Genomic DNA, 14,153 nt, shown 5'->3' with positions numbered 1-14,153 from the left:
CCTTCCGGAGGAACGCCATGACCGACGGCCTGATCACCCACCTGCGGCACGTCGACCTCGCCGTGCCCGACCTCGCCCGCCAGCAGGACTTCTACACCGGCGCGTGGGGACTGACGACCGAGCACACCGACACCGGGATCGCCTTCCTGGCCGCGGAAGGCTCGCCCGAGCACTACATCGTGCGGCTGCGCCAGGCGGCGGACAAGCGCATCGACCTGATCGCGTTCGGCGTGGCCACCGCCGCCGATGTCGACACCCTGGCCGCGCGCCTGGCGACCGCCGGCGTCACGCTGGTCCACGAGCCTCGCACCCTGCACACCCCGGGCAGCGGATACGGGTTCCGGTTCTTCGACAACGAAGGCCGCACGATCGAGATCAGTTCCGATGTCGCGGTCCGCGCGCACCGGAAGATCGAAGCGGGCGAATCGGTCCCGGTCCGGCTGTCCCACGCCGTGATCAACTCGGCCGACCCCGAAGGCACGCGGAAGTTCTACGAGCGGCACCTCGGGTTCAAACTGTCCGACACCCTGACGCACCCGCGGATGGGCGGGAGGATGTGGTTCCTGCGCATCAACGCCTGGCACCACAGCCTGGCCATCGCCCGCGGCCCGCACCCGTCGCTGCACCACGCGTCGTTCGAGATGCGGGGGATCGACGAGTACATGCGCGGCACCGGACGGCTGCTGCGGGCCGGCGTCGAGAAGATCTGGGGCCCCGGGCGGCACCTGGCCGGCAACAACACCTTCAGCTACTTCCTCGACCCGCACGGCAACACCGTCGAGTACACCACCGAGCTGGAGCTGATCGACGAGGACACGTGGCACCCGCACCTCTACGACTTCACCCGGCCCGAGGTGTCCGACCAGTGGGGGACGGCCAACGCGATGAACGAGTTCGTCGCCTCGCGCTCCTTCAACGACCCCGACAAGGGCCTGTTCGTGGCCCCGCCGGTCTGATGCGCTTCGCCACCTACGAGCACGGCGGAACCGTGCACACGGGCGTGGTCGCCGGCGACGACGTCCACGCCTTCGCGGCCGGGGTCACGGCACTCGACCTGATCCGAGGCGGCCTGCCCGCCGCCCTCGAAGCCGGGGCTGCCGCTCTCGGCGGGCCGGCCGTGCCCCTCGCCGAGGTGCGGCTGTTACCGCCGCTGGAGCCACCGAGCGTCCGCGACTTCGTCGCCTTCGAGGAGCACGTCGAGGGCATGGTCGTCCCGGGCTCGGTGCCGCCGGAATGGTACGAGGCGCCGACGTTCTACTTCACCAATCCCGCCGCTCTGGTCGGCGCGCACGACGACGTGCCGGTGCCGCCGGGGTCGCGGTCGTTCGACTTCGAGCTGGAGGTCGCCGCCGTGCTGGGGCCGGACACGATCTTCGGCTACACGATCATGAACGACTGGTCGGCCCGCGACCTGCAACGCCGCGAGATGCGGGTCAACCTCGGCCCGGCCAAGGGCAAGGACTCCGCCACCACGCTGGGGCCCTGGCTCGTGACCGCCGACGAGCTGGAGCCGTACCGGGACGCGGACGGCTTCCTCGCGCTGGACATGCGTGTCACGGTCAACGGCGTCGAAGTGGGCCAGGACCTGTTGTCCAACATGGGCTGGCCGTTCGAGGAGCTGGTCGCCTACGCCGCTCGCGGCACCCGGGTCCGGGCCGGCGACGTCCTGGGCTCCGGAACGTGCGGTAACGGCGGCTGCCTGGCCGAGCTGTGGGGCCGGCGCGGCGAACAGCAGCCACCGCCGCTGAAGCCCGGCGACGTCGTCGAGATGACCGTCGAAGGCATCGGGACGATCCGCAACACCGTCGTACCCGGACTGGTGCTGCCGACGGTGCGTCCGGCACGCTCGCGATCCCGGGCGCGGAAACGTCCGGCATGAGCGGGCGGGGCGTCGTGACCGACGCCCACGGCTGGGACACCGTCCATCCCGGCTACGTCGAGACGCCGATGACGGCGTTCGGTGCGTCCGCGTTCCGCACAGCCGACCTCGCCGAGACACCACTCGGCCGTACCGGCACAGCCGACGAGGTCGCTCCGCTCGTCGCTTTCCTGCTCAGCGACGAGGCGTCGTTCATCACCGGTGCAGAAATCCCCGTCGACGGCGGCCTGACCGCTCACGGCGGCGTCAAGTCGATCAGCGACGCCGTGCGGCCCGCTGCCCCTCCTGAAAGGACCTGACCGTGTTCGAGTACTTCCCCGGCAACTACGTCTGGAGCCTCGGCGTGGTCGCCGCGCTCAACTCCGGCGGTCTGATCGACGAGATCGACCGTGCCTGCCGCCCCATCCGAGAGGCCGCCGCGCAGGGATCCGACGCCGGCACCCCGGACTTCCTGCGAGCCTGGACCGCCCTGACCGACCAGCTCGTCACCCAGGCTGAAGCCGCGGAGAAAGCCGGGCACGAGCGCACTGCCGGCCAGCTGTACTTCCGCGCCACCAACTACCTCTGCCAGGCCGAGCGCATGCTCGCGCACTCGAACCCCGATCGGCTGCCCACCTACCGCCGCGTCCTGGCCCTGGTGCAGAAGGCGTTCGACCTGCGCGACCCGCGCGTCTCCCGGGTGGCGATCCCTTACGAGGGGACGACCCTGCCCGCCTACTTCAGTGCTGCACCGGCCACGGACGACGGTCCGGCGCCGGTCGTGGTGCTGGTCAACGGCCTGGACTCCACCAAGGAGCACATGTACGGGTCGGCGCACTGGGAGGAGCTGGCCGCCCGCGGCATCTCGTGCTTGATGCTGGACCAGCCCGGTACCGGCGAAGCGTTGCGGCTCCAAGGGATCACGGCCCGGATCGACAGCGAGGTATGGGCCGGCGCCGCCGTGGACTGGCTCGAACAGCGTGCCGACGTCGACCCGGCGCGGATCGGGATCGTGGGCTGGTCGCTCGGAGGCTACTTCGCCCCGAGGGCTGCGGCGTTCGAGAAGCGATTCGCGCTGTGTGTCGCCTGGGGAGCCAACCACAACTGGGGAGCGGTGCAGCGCCGCCGCCTCGAACGCGAGGGCGAGCGGCCGGTGCCGCACTACTGGGAGCACGTCCTCTGGGTGTGGGGACACGACGACCTCGACTCGTTCATCGCTTTCGCCGACGATGTCCACCTCGACGGCGTGGTCGACAAGATCACCGTGCCGTTCCTCATCGCCCACGGCGAAAAGGACCGCCAGATCCCGCTCGAGTACGCGCACCGCTCCTACGACCAGGCAGTCAACTCGCCCCGGCGCGAACTGCGCGTATTCACCCCGGAAGAAGGGGCGACCGAGCACATCGGACTCGACCACCTTCCGCACGTGAGCACTTATATCGCCGACTGGGTGGCTGATGCCTTCGCCGCCATTCGACAGTGAAGCGGTGAACGTACGTGCGTATCTGAGGACGTCGCCATTGCGGCGGCCGGCTGACCATGGACGGCGTGTGCGACCGCTTCCGCGCTTACCGCGGCGTCCTGTGCGCCGGGCTGGACCCCCGCGACGGCGAGACTCGGTTCGATGACTTCGCTGAAGAGTGGCTCGATGCGGTGTCTCCGCGGCTGGAGTTGAACACGGTTGCGAAGTATCGGTCGTTCTTGGACAACCAGTTGCTGCCGCAGTGGCGGGCGTGGCCGTTGGTCGCGATCTTCAATGGGTATGTCGAGATCGAGCGCTGGCTCTCGGAGTTGCACGATGAGTTCGCCGAGTCGTCGGTGTCGTCGTACTTCGCGTTGTTCTCGACCATCCTCAACGGAGTCGTGCGGGCCCGGATGATCCCGGCCAACCCGTGCAGCGGTGTCCGGGTGTCCAACGGGGAGTTCGACGCCGAGCGGCTGGTGGCCACTCCGGCACAGGCGTTGCGGGCCGCGATGCGGCTCTACGAGCTGGGTCTCGGGATGTCGGGGTTCGTGTTGTGCCTGATGAATTTCTATACCGGCGCGCCCGATGGGGTGAACTTGTCGGGCAGCGGCGGCACGAGTACGACTCCGAGCGGCGCGGCATCGAGATCCGGACGCCGCTGAAGGAAGTCGGTGGGGAGGTCTACAAAGGAGGCCGGCAGAGTGATGATCATCACTCAGATGGCCGCCAGCGTCCGCCGACGAGGCGGGGGAACTCCCGGCCGAAGAACGGCCGGACGAAAACTCCTGCGGGGACTAGGTTCGTGGCGCTGCCGCCTGGTATTGCGGTGCTCTACGAGGAGCTGATGGAGAGCCACCGCGACCCGTTCGTGCTGTCCACGCCGGAGGGGCATCCGCGGCGGCGGTCGAACTTCCGGATCCGGTTTCTGGCGCCCGGCGTGGGACGGCGTCGAGCTGGGCGACGCCGGCGCGGGGGAGCGGCGTCCGCCGATCCTGCCGACCTCCACCTTTCACGAAGGCAGGCACACCCACAGCATGTGGCTGACCGAGGACGGGATCCCGGAGGTCGCGGCGGGCGCGGCTGGGCCAGAAGATGAAGGGCATCGCGCGGGTCTACGACCACGTGACGCCCGCGATGGTGAACCAGATCCTGGATGTCCTGGCGGAGCGCTGGCTGCGCTGTATCCGGGGGGAGCGGGCGAAGCTGGTGTCCTGGTTCCCGCACCTGCGATCCAGGCGCGCCATCGCCGGATCGGCGCCATCTGACGACTGAAGCCCTGCCCCTCCGGAGAGGGACAGGGCTTCAGACCTGCGAAAACACGTGGTGCGCGATACTGGGATTGAACCAGTGACCTCTTCCGTGTCAGGGAAGCGCTCTCCCGCTGAGCTAATCGCGCGAGGTGGAGACGGGATTCGAACCCGTGTACACGGCTTTGCAGGCCGTTGCCTCGCCTCTCGGCCACTCCACCGTGCCAGGCTCGAGAGCCTACCGAGCGGATGACGGGATTCGAACCCGCGACCCTCACCTTGGCAAGGTGATGCGCTACCAGCTGCGCTACATCCGCACTACCCGGCTGTGGTTCAGGAGGTCCGGGGCCGTGACCCTGTCCCTCACCCCGTCGCCGTGGTGTGTCAAAACCATATCGGACCCCGGAAACGGCGGCGACACCGGGGTGTCACTCCGCCGTTGCAAGCCTGTCATCAGGCTAGATCGTGGGGAATGAGGTGCGTGAGCGCGTCGTCGACGTCGACCCACAGGTGCTCGTTGCCCGGCAGCACCACGTCGTACGTCCGGTCGAGGAAGTCGGCCAGCTCCTGGGCGGACGCCTCGAACATGGCGTGCCCGGAAGGCGAGTTCAGCTCGATCAGCACGGACTCGGGGTCCTCGACGGAGGGGCGGATGCGGACGTCGCCGTCACCCGCGTCGGCCAGCAGGCCGTCCGCCAGGAGGTCGCGTGCGTACACCCACTCGACCCAGCCGGCGCGGCCGGTGCGGAAGGCGGCGACGACCGCGTACGGGTCGCGTGTGTCGTAGCGCAGCTCCACCTTGACCGGAACCGCGGGCGTCCGCGGCGCCAGCAGGTCGAAGACCGCCGTCGAGCGGAGCGTCACGTGATCGTTGCGCATCGTCCTACCCTTCGTCTCCCTTCCCGGCCCGGCCCGGCCGAGGGCTTCACCACTGGGACGCATCGGGAGGCCGATTCCGTCGCGGGTGCGCCGCATATCACCTGTACGGGCCCATCAGCCCCCGTTTGCACCCCCACCGGCGCGCGGTTCATCCGCGCGCCCCGTGTGGGCCCACTCCTCCATACTGCGCGGTTTAGTCGCCGGGCGATAGCACCGTCGCACGGATGTCGAACGTGGCGGCGGGCGGCCCCCACCTGCCACAACCCCGGCTAGCTCGGGGTTGTTCGTTCCGTACTCGCCGGTAAGCGGAGTGTGGTCGCCGAGGACCACCCGTTTGCAGGCGCCCGGAAGTCGTAGGCTAGAGTTGCTTCACCACCGCGAGCGGGCGATTAGCTCAGGGGGAGAGCGCTTCGTTCACACCGAAGAGGTCACTGGTTCGATCCCAGTATCGCCCACGAGTTCGCAGAGAGAGCCCCTGTTCGCAGAAAGTGCGAACAGGGGCTCTCTTGTCGTGTCTCGTGGGGGCCGAGCCTCCACGCCCCCGCCGAGGGGGAGCCCCAGACCCCCCGCTTGTGGTTGCGTTGTGGTGTTCGTCACGGCTAACCGGAGTGAACGATCCGTTCGGATCTTCCATATCTGCTGATGAGAGTGGTTTCCGGCTGTCTCGTCGAGGCTTCCGCGATCTGCTTCGGAGACTTGTCGTTGCGGCGGGCTTCTGTCGACTGAGCGCCGTGGTCCGGTGGGCCTGGGGAACGTGTGACGGAAACCGAAGTATGTGACGATTCAGCGATGAACGTCACGGTCTGACCAGCGGATGATCGCGTGGCGGCACCCGCGGGGCGTCCTGGTCCATTGTGGACCGGCGGCGGGCCGGAGTGTCCATAGTAGAGCCGCGAGGGCGCGTTCGGCCGTTCGGAAGAGCGTGGGTCCACCCGGGTGCGGGTATCGTTCTGCTGGCTACATTCCGTAGTTTTTCGGGGGATACGCCCTATTACGCATCGTCATCATCTTGTTATGTTGCGGCCACTTTCTGGCGGGAAAGAGGCGCTGCGTGTGGCTGGAAATCCTTGTAACGATGCTGAGAGAGTCGCCGATACCTTGCCGTGTGAAGCCCTCCGTGGGCACAGCGCGATACCCGAGTCATGGTGACTGTACGAAATCGCCATCGGTGACGCAGCGTGCTTGCGGACCCAACCCGATCCCTGGTCCCGGGAGGTCAGATGGAAGAGTCGGTGCGGCCGTCGTACACGGTGAGCCAGCCACCGCCGCGCATCGACCTCCAGGCCATTCCCCGCCCCGCCCCGCGGGACGGCAGCCCGGCCGAAGCCGGGACGCCGTCTCCCAAGGCATTGCCCGCGGCGTGGGAAGCGAGATACAGAGCCTGGGTCATCGGTAGCGACGTGTTCATCACGCTGCTGGTGATCGCGATCAGCGCGTTCGTCATCGATCGCGTTGCCCCGCACGACATGCACGCCTTCGGCACGATCCTCGCCATCTTCGTCTCGCTGCCGGCCAGCCGGGCGTGGAGCCCGCGCGTGCTCGGCGAAGGCGCGGAGGAGTACCGCACGCTGGGCCGCGGATTCATCACCGCGGCCGTCCTCGTCGCACTGGGCGGCCTGCTGTTCGGCGCGCTCGAGGTCCAGGTGTGGGTGTTCGTCGTCGTCCCGGCGATCGCGCTCGTCGCGTTCCCGCAGCGGTACCTGCTGCGCCAGGTGCTGCACCGCAAGCGCGCCAAGGGACTCTGCCTGCTGCCGGTGATGGCGGCGGGCAGCCCGGAGACCGTCGCGGACCTGATCGCGCGCACCAAGTCGGAGGTGCACGTCGGCTGGCGCGTCGAGGCGGCCTGCACGTTCACCGGGCACGGCGCCGACCGCGACAGCGGCGAGATCGACGGTGTCCCGGTGGTCGGGAGGCTGGAAGAACTGTCGCGGTACGTGCGGCGCGGCGGCTACCGGGTCGTGGCGATCACCGCGGACCAGTACTGGACGCCGAAGCGGTTGCAGCGGCTGGCCTGGGACATGGAGGGCACCGGCGCCGAGATGGTCGTGGCGCCCGTGCTGATGGAGGTCGCCGGCCCCCGGCTCAACGTCACCGGTGTGCTGGGGATGCCCCTGCTGCGCGTCACGGCGCCGATGTTCACCGGCGGCCGCCGCGTGGTGAAGGAGATCGTGGACCGGGCGGGCTCGGCGCTGCTGCTGACGCTGCTTTCCCCGCTGCTGCTGGCGATCGCGGTGGCGATCAAGCTCAACGACCGCGGCCCGGTGATCTACCGCCAGCGCCGCGTCGGCCGCGACGGCGCGACGTTCACCATGCTCAAGTTCCGCACGATGGTCACCAACGCCGACGAGATCCGGAAGACGCTGGAGACGGACAACGAAGGCGCGGGCCCGCTGTTCAAGATGAAGCGCGATCCGCGGATCACCCGCGTGGGTGGTTTCCTGCGCCGATATTCGCTCGACGAGGTGCCCCAGCTGTTCAACGTGGTGTCCGGCCGGATGTCGCTCGTCGGCCCGCGGCCGCCGCTGCCGGAGGAGACGGCACAGTACGCGCCGGACGCCCGCCGCCGGCTGCTGGTGAAGCCGGGCCTGACCGGGCTCTGGCAGGTGAGCGGGCGCAGCGACCTGACGTGGGCGGAGAGCATCCGGCTCGACCTGCGCTACGTGGAGGACTGGTCGCTGGCGCTCGACCTGGTGATTCTCTGGAAGACGTTCCGTGCGGTGATGGGCGGGCATGGCGCCTACTGACCCGTCCGAGCCGCGCACGCGCACCACGGCCGCCGATCCCCGCCGAGGGGGGTCGGCGGCCGTGTCGGTTTCGGGCAGGTGCCGCCTGGAGGGTCGGCTCGCGTACCTGGACGGTCGGCTCGGGTGTCCCGGGGTCGGGTACCCGGTCGGGTGAGGGATCGTCGCGGCTCGTGTGGGGTCGCCTTCCCGCTGTGATCCACACAACTGGTTGAACGCGAAATAGTTCAACGCTCAACCTGGTTGGACGGGGTACCTGACCAACGGAAGGAAGCCAGCCCCATGACCACCTTTGCCGAGCAGGCCGAGGCCCTCCAGGTCCCCGCGGATGTCCAGAACCTCCTGTTCCGCGAGGCGCGCACGGCCAACAGTTTCAGCTCCGAGCCGGTGACCGAGGAACAGGTCCGCGCGATCTACGACCTCGTCAAGTGGGCCCCGACGTCGATGAACACCCAGCCGCTGCGGGCGCTGGTGCTCCGGACCGCCGAGGCGAAGGCCCGCCTGCTGCCGCACATGGCCCCGGGCAACCGGGACAAGACCGAAGCCGCGCCGTTGACCGTCGTGCTCGCCGCGGACGTCGACTTCCACGAGAACATCCCCCAGGTCTTCCCGCACAACCCGGGGGCCAAGGACAACTTCTCCGACGAGCAGGGCCGGGTCGAGTTCGCCAAGCTGAACTCGCTGCTGCAGGTCGGCTACTTCATCATCGGCGTCCGCGCCGCCGGGCTGGCCGCCGGCCCGATGACCGGCTTCGACGCCCAGGGTGTCGACGACGAGTTCTTCGCGGACAAGAAGTGGCGCTCGCTGGTCGTCGTCAACGTCGGCAAGCCGGGTGAGAACCCCTGGTTCGACCGCCTGCCGCGGCTGGACTTCGACCAGGTCGTCGAAACGCTCTGACCCCTGGTCCCCTGATCGGGCGGGCCGCTTCCGGGCACGGAGGCGGCCCGTCCGGCGTTCGCGGACGCGCGTGAGGCCCGCGCGGGCCGACGACTAGCATCGTCGGGGTCATCTCCGTCACCCCAGTCCGAGGAGCCATCGTGTCGCAGCCGCCCCCCGTTTCCCCCGTGGCCACCTCCCGTGTGGTGGTACCGGCGGGCACTACGGCGGGCTCGGCGGTCCGCGAGGCCGGCCTGCCGACCAAGGGCCCGGACACGGTCGTCGTCGTGCGTGACGCCGAGGGCAAGCTGCGCGACCTCGCCTGGGCGCCGGAATCCGACGCCGAGGTCGAGCCGGTCGCCGCGAACACCGAAGACGGGCGCAGCGTCATCCGCCATTCGGCGGCCCACGTGCTCGCCCAGGCCGTGCAGCAGCAGTTCCCGGACGCCAAACTGGGCATCGGCCCGCCGGTGAAAGACGGCTTCTACTACGACTTCGCGGTTGACACTCCGTTCACCCCGGAAGACCTGCAGGCGCTCGAAAAGCGCATGAAGCAGATCGTCAAGGGCGCCCAGCAGTTTTCGCGGCGCGTTTTCGACTCCGTGGACGAGGCGAAGAAGGAACTGGCAGACGAGCCGTTCAAGCTCGAGCTCGTCGACCTCAAGTCCGAAGTGGACACCTCCGAGGTGATGGAGGTGGGCGAGGGCGAGCTCACCATCTACGACAATCTCGACCCGCGCACCAAGGAACGTGTCTGGAGTGACCTCTGCCGTGGTCCGCACGTGCCGACCACCAAGTTCATCCCCGCGTTCAAGCTGACCCGCGTCGCCGCCGCGTACTGGCGGGGGAGTGAGAAGAACCCGCAGCTGCAGCGGATCTACGGCACCGCCTGGGAGTCGGCCGAGGCGCAGGACGCGCACCTCGAGCGCATCGCCGAGGCCGAGCGCCGCGACCACCGCAAGCTCGGCGCCGAGCTGGACCTGTTCTCCTTCCCCGAGGAGATCGGCTCCGGCCTGCCGGTGTTCCACCCCAAGGGCGGCATCATCCGCCGTGAGCTGGAGAACTACTCGCGCCACCGCCACGAAGAGGCCGGCTACGAGTTCGTGAACACCCCGCACATCAGCAAGGGCGAGCTGTTCCACACCTCCGGTCACCTGCCCTACTACGCGGACACGATGTTCCCGCCGGTGCAGTTCGACGAGGAGAACTACTACCTCAAGGCCATGAACTGCCCGATGCACAACCTGATCTTCCGCTCGCGCGGACGGTCCTACCGCGAGCTGCCGCTGCGGCTGTTCGAGTTCGGCACGGTGTACCGCTACGAGAAGTCGGGCGTCGTGCACGGCCTCACCCGCGTGCGCGGCCTGACGATGGACGACTCGCACATCTACTGCACCAAGGAGCAGATGCCGGGCGAGCTCCGGTCGCTGCTGAAGTTCGTGCTGGACCTGCTGGCCGACTACGGCCTCTCCGACTTCTACCTCGAGCTGTCCACCCGCGGCGACTCGGAGAAGTTCATCGGCGAGGACTGGGAGTGGGAGGAGGCCACCGAGACGCTGCGGCAGGCCGCCGTCGACTCCGGCCTCGAGCTGGTCCCGGACCCGGGCGGCGCGGCCTTCTACGGCCCCAAGATCTCGGTGCAGGCCAAGGACGCGATCGGCCGCACCTGGCAGATGTCGACGATCCAGCTGGACTTCAACCAGAACAAGCGGTTCGAGCTGGAGTACACCGCGCCGGACGGCACCCGCCAGACGCCGGTGATGATCCACCGGGCGCTGTTCGGCTCGATCGAGCGGTTCTTCGGCGTGCTGACCGAGCACTACGCGGGCGCGTTCCCGGCGTGGCTCGCGCCGGTGCAGGTGGTCGGCATCCCGATCACCGCCGACCAGGTCGAGCACCTGCAGGACATCGAGAAGGCGTTGCGCGCCAAGGGGATCCGCGCCGAGGTCGACGCGAGCGACGACCGGATGCAGAAGAAGATCCGCACGCACACCACGCAGAAGGTGCCCTTCATGCTGCTGGCCGGAGCGAAGGACGTCGAGGCGGGCGCGGTGTCGTTCCGCTTCCGCGACGGTGGCCAGATCAACGGGGTGCCGGTGGCCGACGCCGTCGACGCCATCGCCGGCTGGATCGAGCGCCGCGAGAACGCGTCGCCGTCGGCCGAGGCGCTGGAGACGGTCGTTCGGTGAGTGACGGTCCCGAACTCGTCGAGCAGCAGGGCGCCGGGGTTCAGGACGCCTTCCAGCGCCTCTGGACCCCGCACCGGATGGCCTACATCAAGGGCCAGGACAAGCCGGACGACGACGAGGACACCGGCTGCCCGTTCTGCCGCATCCCGTCCTTGGACGACAAGACGGGGCTGATCGTCGCGCGCGGCGAGACGGTGTACGCGGTGCTGAACCTGTACCCGTACAACCCCGGCCACCTGATGGTGGTGCCGTACCGGCACGTCGCGGACTACACCGAGCTGACGGTGGACGAGACGCGCGAGGTCGCGGAGTTCACCCAGCACGCGATGAAGGTGATCCGCGCGGTGTCCGGCGCGCACGGGTTCAACATCGGCTTGAACCAGGGCGTGATCGCGGGCGCGGGGATCGCGGCGCACCTGCACCAGCACCTGGTGCCGCGCTGGGGCGGCGACGCGAACTTCATGCCGGTCATCGGCCAGACGAAGGTGCTGCCGCAGTTGCTGGGCGAAACGCGGGACCTGCTGGCCGACGCCTGGTGAACCGCGTTGGCGGCTGCCGGTCCGGAACGGCGAGCACGAACGCCGAAGACGTGCGGTGAACGACCCGTTCACCTCGTCCGACGTCATGAACGAGTCGTTCATGACGTCGGACCTGCCGTTTCGAGGAAGCCGGAACCGCTCGAACGCCGTAACCGGCAAAGCCTGATTGAGTGTTCAACCGAGGGTATGATGGGGGTATGTCCGAAACCCGATGGCTCAGCGACGACGAGCAGCGCGTCTGGCGTGAGTTCAACGCGGCCACCCGCATGCTCAGCGCGCACCTCGAGGGACAGCTGCAGCACGACTCGGGCATGCCGCACACGTACTACGAAGTCCTCGTCGCGCTCTCCGAGGCCGAAGGCCGCCGGCTGCGGATGAGCGAGCTCGCCGACGCGCGTCAGGCGTCGCGGAGCCGGCTCTCGCACGCCGTCGCGCGGCTGGAAGCCAACGGCTGGGTGCGTCGCGAGGCCTGCCCGACCGACAAGCGCGGCGCCTGGGCCGTGCTGACGGACGAAGGCTTCACCGCGCTCGAAGCCGCGGCGCCCGGGCACGTCGAGGCCGTCCGGGAGAGCCTGTTCGACCCGCTGACGCCGGAGCAGGTCGCCGCGCTCGGGGAGATCAGTGCCGCGATCCGGCAGCGGCTCTCGCCGAAATGTGCCGCCGCGCAGGCCGCCGAAGAGGCGCGGGAACACGAGGGCGAGCTCACCAAATCGGGCTGAGCCGGGGCGGCGCGTCGGCTTCACCGGGGCGGGTGGATAGGCTGCCATCGCCCACCCGATCCTCGTAGCCAGGTGTCTCAGACGAACCGATGCTCAATATCTTCGCGCGTGCCTCCGTTTCCCGCGTCACCGATCCGATCGGCCAGGCGCTGGTCCGCGTCGGGCTGACCCCGAACGCGATGACCGTGCTCGGCACGGCCGGCGCCGTCGTCTGCGCCCTGGTCTTCTTCCCGAACGGCTTCCTGCTCTGGGGCACCTTCACGGTGTGGGGCTTCGCCATGCTCGACCTCCTCGACGGCGCCATGGCCCGCGCCCGCGGCTACGGCACCCCGTTCGGCGCGGTGCTCGACGCCACCTGCGACAGGCTGGTCGACGGCGCTTTGTTCGCCGCCATCGCCTGGTGGTGCTTCGTCGTCGACGACAACCACCCGGCGGCCGCCGCGGCGCTGCTGTGCCTAGTGCTCGCCCAGGTCATCTCCTACGTCAAGGCCCGCGCCGACGCGTCCGGCCTGCCGGTGGACGGCGGGCTCGTCGAACGCGCCGAGCGGCTGATCATCGCCCTGGTCGGCACCGGCCTGCACGGCTTCGGCATCCCGTACACCGTGGACGTGACGCTCTGGCTGCTGGCCGTGCTGTCGGTCATCACCCTGCTGCAGCGCTTCGCCGCCGTGGCGAAGGCGGCCCGCGAGGCCACCGCCGGGGAGCAGCAGGCATGAGCAGGCTGTCGGAGCGGCTGAGCGCCTTCGGTTACGCGGCCGGGTGGCGGCTGGCCGGCTGGCTGCCCGCCGGGTTCGGCAGCACGGTGTTCTCGCTCGGCGCGGACCTCGCCGTCCGGCAGGACGCCGGTGGCGTGCGGCAGCTGCGCACCAACCTCGCCCGGGTCGTGCCGCAGGCCGACCCCGTCGAGCTGGACGAGCTGACCCGGCGCGCGATGCGCTCGTACGCCCGGTACTGGCACGAGACGTTCCGGCTGCCGTCGATGGACCAGAAGGAGGTCAGCGCCAAGGTCGCGGCGTCGATCACCGGCGTGGAGAACCTCGACGCGGCGCTCGCCGAGGGCAACGGCGCGGTGATGGCGCTGCCGCACAGCGGGAACTGGGACATCGCCGGGGTCTGGCTGGCCGACTACCTCGGCGGCTTCACGACCGTCGCCGAACGGCTGAAGCCCGAGTCGCTCTACCGCCGGTTCGTCGAGTACCGCGAGTCGCTCGGGTTCGAGATCGTGCCGCTGACCGGCGACAGCTCGGCGATGCGCGTGCTGCTGAAACGGTTGCGGGAGAACAAGGCCGTCTGCCTGGTCGGCGACCGCGACCTGACCACCAGCGGGATCCCGGTGAAGTTCTTCGGCGAGGCCGCGCGCATGCCCGGCGGCCCGGCGCGGCTGGCCGCCACGACCGGCGCGGCGCTGATCCCGGCCGGCTGCTGGTTCACCGAGGACGGCTGGCAGATCCGGCTGCACCCGCGCATCCGCGTCACCGCGCGCGCCGAGGTCCCGGCCGCCACCCAGGCGCTGGCCGACATCTTCGCCGGCGACATCGCCGCGCACCCGGCCGACTGGCACATGGTGCAGAAGTTCTGGCCGGCCGACCTGGACGACGGCGACCAGGTCAGCCTGGAAGAGGCGAGCTGAGGCGTGGCCA

Annotated in this window: 11 protein-coding genes, 4 tRNA genes and 2 pseudogenes; 13 read left to right on the top strand and 4 right to left on the bottom strand. The window is 69.3% G+C overall.

Annotated features, from left to right (window positions below; translation table 11 throughout):
* The first annotated feature begins 17 nt into the window (after nt 1-17).
* The 5 genes and pseudogenes from AB0C38_RS27250 (at nt 18) to AB0C38_RS27230 (ending at nt 4,595) form a co-directional block, all read left to right on the top strand.
* Complete coding sequence (locus tag AB0C38_RS27250; RefSeq protein ID WP_360678311.1) at nt 18-956, top strand: VOC family protein; 939 nt, start codon at nt 18-20, stop codon at nt 954-956.
* Nucleotides 956-1,879 (top strand): fumarylacetoacetate hydrolase family protein, encoded by a 924-nt coding sequence (locus AB0C38_RS27245; protein ID WP_360678309.1) that lies wholly within the window; start codon nt 956-958, stop codon nt 1,877-1,879. The genes AB0C38_RS27250 and AB0C38_RS27245 overlap by 1 nt, the downstream gene beginning before the upstream one ends.
* A 41-nt stretch (nt 1,880-1,920) precedes the next feature.
* Nucleotides 1,921-2,178 (top strand): annotated as a pseudogene (locus AB0C38_RS27240) (SDR family oxidoreductase); the annotation flags it as partial.
* A gap of 2 nt (nt 2,179-2,180) precedes the next feature.
* Nucleotides 2,181-3,341, top strand: a complete 1,161-nt coding sequence (locus AB0C38_RS27235) for an alpha/beta fold hydrolase (protein ID WP_360678307.1) — start codon at nt 2,181-2,183, stop codon at nt 3,339-3,341.
* A gap of 56 nt (nt 3,342-3,397) precedes the next feature.
* Nucleotides 3,398-4,595: pseudogene (locus tag AB0C38_RS27230) on the top strand (integrase).
* Nucleotides 4,596-4,644: 49 nt separating this feature from the next.
* Here AB0C38_RS27230 and AB0C38_RS27225 read toward each other — a convergent pair.
* The 4 genes from AB0C38_RS27225 to AB0C38_RS27210 all read right to left on the bottom strand — a co-directional run bounded on the left by AB0C38_RS27225 (nt 4,645) and on the right by AB0C38_RS27210 (nt 5,449).
* Nucleotides 4,645-4,719, bottom strand: a tRNA-Val gene (locus AB0C38_RS27225).
* A 1-nt stretch (nt 4,720) separates the two neighbouring features.
* A tRNA-Cys gene (locus AB0C38_RS27220) sits at nt 4,721-4,791 on the bottom strand.
* 23 nt (nt 4,792-4,814) lie between these two features.
* Nucleotides 4,815-4,887 (bottom strand) — tRNA-Gly (locus AB0C38_RS27215).
* A gap of 136 nt (nt 4,888-5,023) precedes the next feature.
* Nucleotides 5,024-5,449: an SsgA family sporulation/cell division regulator gene (locus AB0C38_RS27210; protein WP_033293569.1), complete on the bottom strand. Its 426-nt coding sequence runs from the start codon at nt 5,447-5,449 to the stop codon at nt 5,024-5,026.
* 383 nt (nt 5,450-5,832) lie between these two features.
* On the opposite strand from AB0C38_RS27210, the gene AB0C38_RS27205 reads away from it, so the two are divergent.
* The 8 genes from AB0C38_RS27205 to AB0C38_RS27170 all read left to right on the top strand — a co-directional run bounded on the left by AB0C38_RS27205 (nt 5,833) and on the right by AB0C38_RS27170 (nt 14,143).
* A tRNA-Val gene (locus tag AB0C38_RS27205) sits at nt 5,833-5,904 on the top strand.
* Nucleotides 5,905-6,669: 765 nt separating this feature from the next.
* The gene (locus tag AB0C38_RS27200; protein ID WP_360678305.1) at nt 6,670-8,193 is read left to right on the top strand and encodes a sugar transferase; all 1,524 of its coding nucleotides are present in this window, start codon (nt 6,670-6,672) and stop codon (nt 8,191-8,193) included.
* 279 nt (nt 8,194-8,472) lie between these two features.
* Nucleotides 8,473-9,087: a malonic semialdehyde reductase gene (locus AB0C38_RS27195; protein ID WP_360678303.1), complete on the top strand. Its 615-nt coding sequence runs from the start codon at nt 8,473-8,475 to the stop codon at nt 9,085-9,087.
* A 140-nt stretch (nt 9,088-9,227) separates the two neighbouring features.
* Nucleotides 9,228-11,255, top strand: a complete 2,028-nt coding sequence (thrS, locus tag AB0C38_RS27190) for a threonine--tRNA ligase (protein WP_360678301.1) — start codon at nt 9,228-9,230, stop codon at nt 11,253-11,255.
* Entirely contained in the window at nt 11,252-11,794 is a 543-nt protein-coding gene (locus AB0C38_RS27185; protein ID WP_360678299.1) for an HIT domain-containing protein, read from the top strand. Before thrS ends, AB0C38_RS27185 begins: the two co-directional genes overlap by 4 nt.
* Before the next feature lie 197 nt (nt 11,795-11,991).
* Entirely contained in the window at nt 11,992-12,513 is a 522-nt protein-coding gene (locus AB0C38_RS27180) for a MarR family transcriptional regulator (protein WP_360678297.1), read from the top strand.
* Between the two features lie 89 nt (nt 12,514-12,602).
* The gene (gene pgsA / locus AB0C38_RS27175) at nt 12,603-13,229 is read left to right on the top strand and encodes a phosphatidylinositol phosphate synthase (RefSeq protein WP_360678295.1); all 627 of its coding nucleotides are present in this window, start codon (nt 12,603-12,605) and stop codon (nt 13,227-13,229) included.
* Nucleotides 13,226-14,143, top strand: coding sequence for a phosphatidylinositol mannoside acyltransferase (locus AB0C38_RS27170; protein ID WP_360678293.1), 918 nt, complete (start codon nt 13,226-13,228; stop codon nt 14,141-14,143). The genes pgsA and AB0C38_RS27170 overlap by 4 nt, the downstream gene beginning before the upstream one ends.
* Nucleotides 14,144-14,153: the final 10 nt, after the last annotated feature.

Source organism: Amycolatopsis sp. NPDC048633 (genome assembly GCF_040650695.1).
Classification (GTDB): domain Bacteria; phylum Actinomycetota; class Actinomycetes; order Mycobacteriales; family Pseudonocardiaceae; genus Amycolatopsis.
This window is presented reverse-complemented; position numbering and strand designations above follow the sequence as displayed.

Excerpts from the sequence above, each read along its gene's own strand:
- AB0C38_RS27200 (WP_360678305.1), top strand. The coding sequence starts at position 6,670 with ATGGAAGAGTCGGTGCGGCCGTCGTACACGGTGAGCCAGCCACCGCCG.
- AB0C38_RS27180 (WP_360678297.1), top strand. The coding sequence starts at position 11,992 with ATGTCCGAAACCCGATGGCTCAGCGACGACGAGCAGCGCGTCTGGCGT.
- AB0C38_RS27195 (WP_360678303.1), top strand. The coding sequence starts at position 8,473 with ATGACCACCTTTGCCGAGCAGGCCGAGGCCCTCCAGGTCCCCGCGGAT.
- AB0C38_RS27170 (WP_360678293.1), top strand. The coding sequence starts at position 13,226 with ATGAGCAGGCTGTCGGAGCGGCTGAGCGCCTTCGGTTACGCGGCCGGG.
- AB0C38_RS27245 (WP_360678309.1), top strand. The coding sequence starts at position 956 with ATGCGCTTCGCCACCTACGAGCACGGCGGAACCGTGCACACGGGCGTG.
- AB0C38_RS27210 (WP_033293569.1), bottom strand. The coding sequence starts at position 5,449 with ATGCGCAACGATCACGTGACGCTCCGCTCGACGGCGGTCTTCGACCTG.
- AB0C38_RS27250 (WP_360678311.1), top strand. The coding sequence starts at position 18 with ATGACCGACGGCCTGATCACCCACCTGCGGCACGTCGACCTCGCCGTG.
- pgsA (WP_360678295.1), top strand. The coding sequence starts at position 12,603 with ATGCTCAATATCTTCGCGCGTGCCTCCGTTTCCCGCGTCACCGATCCG.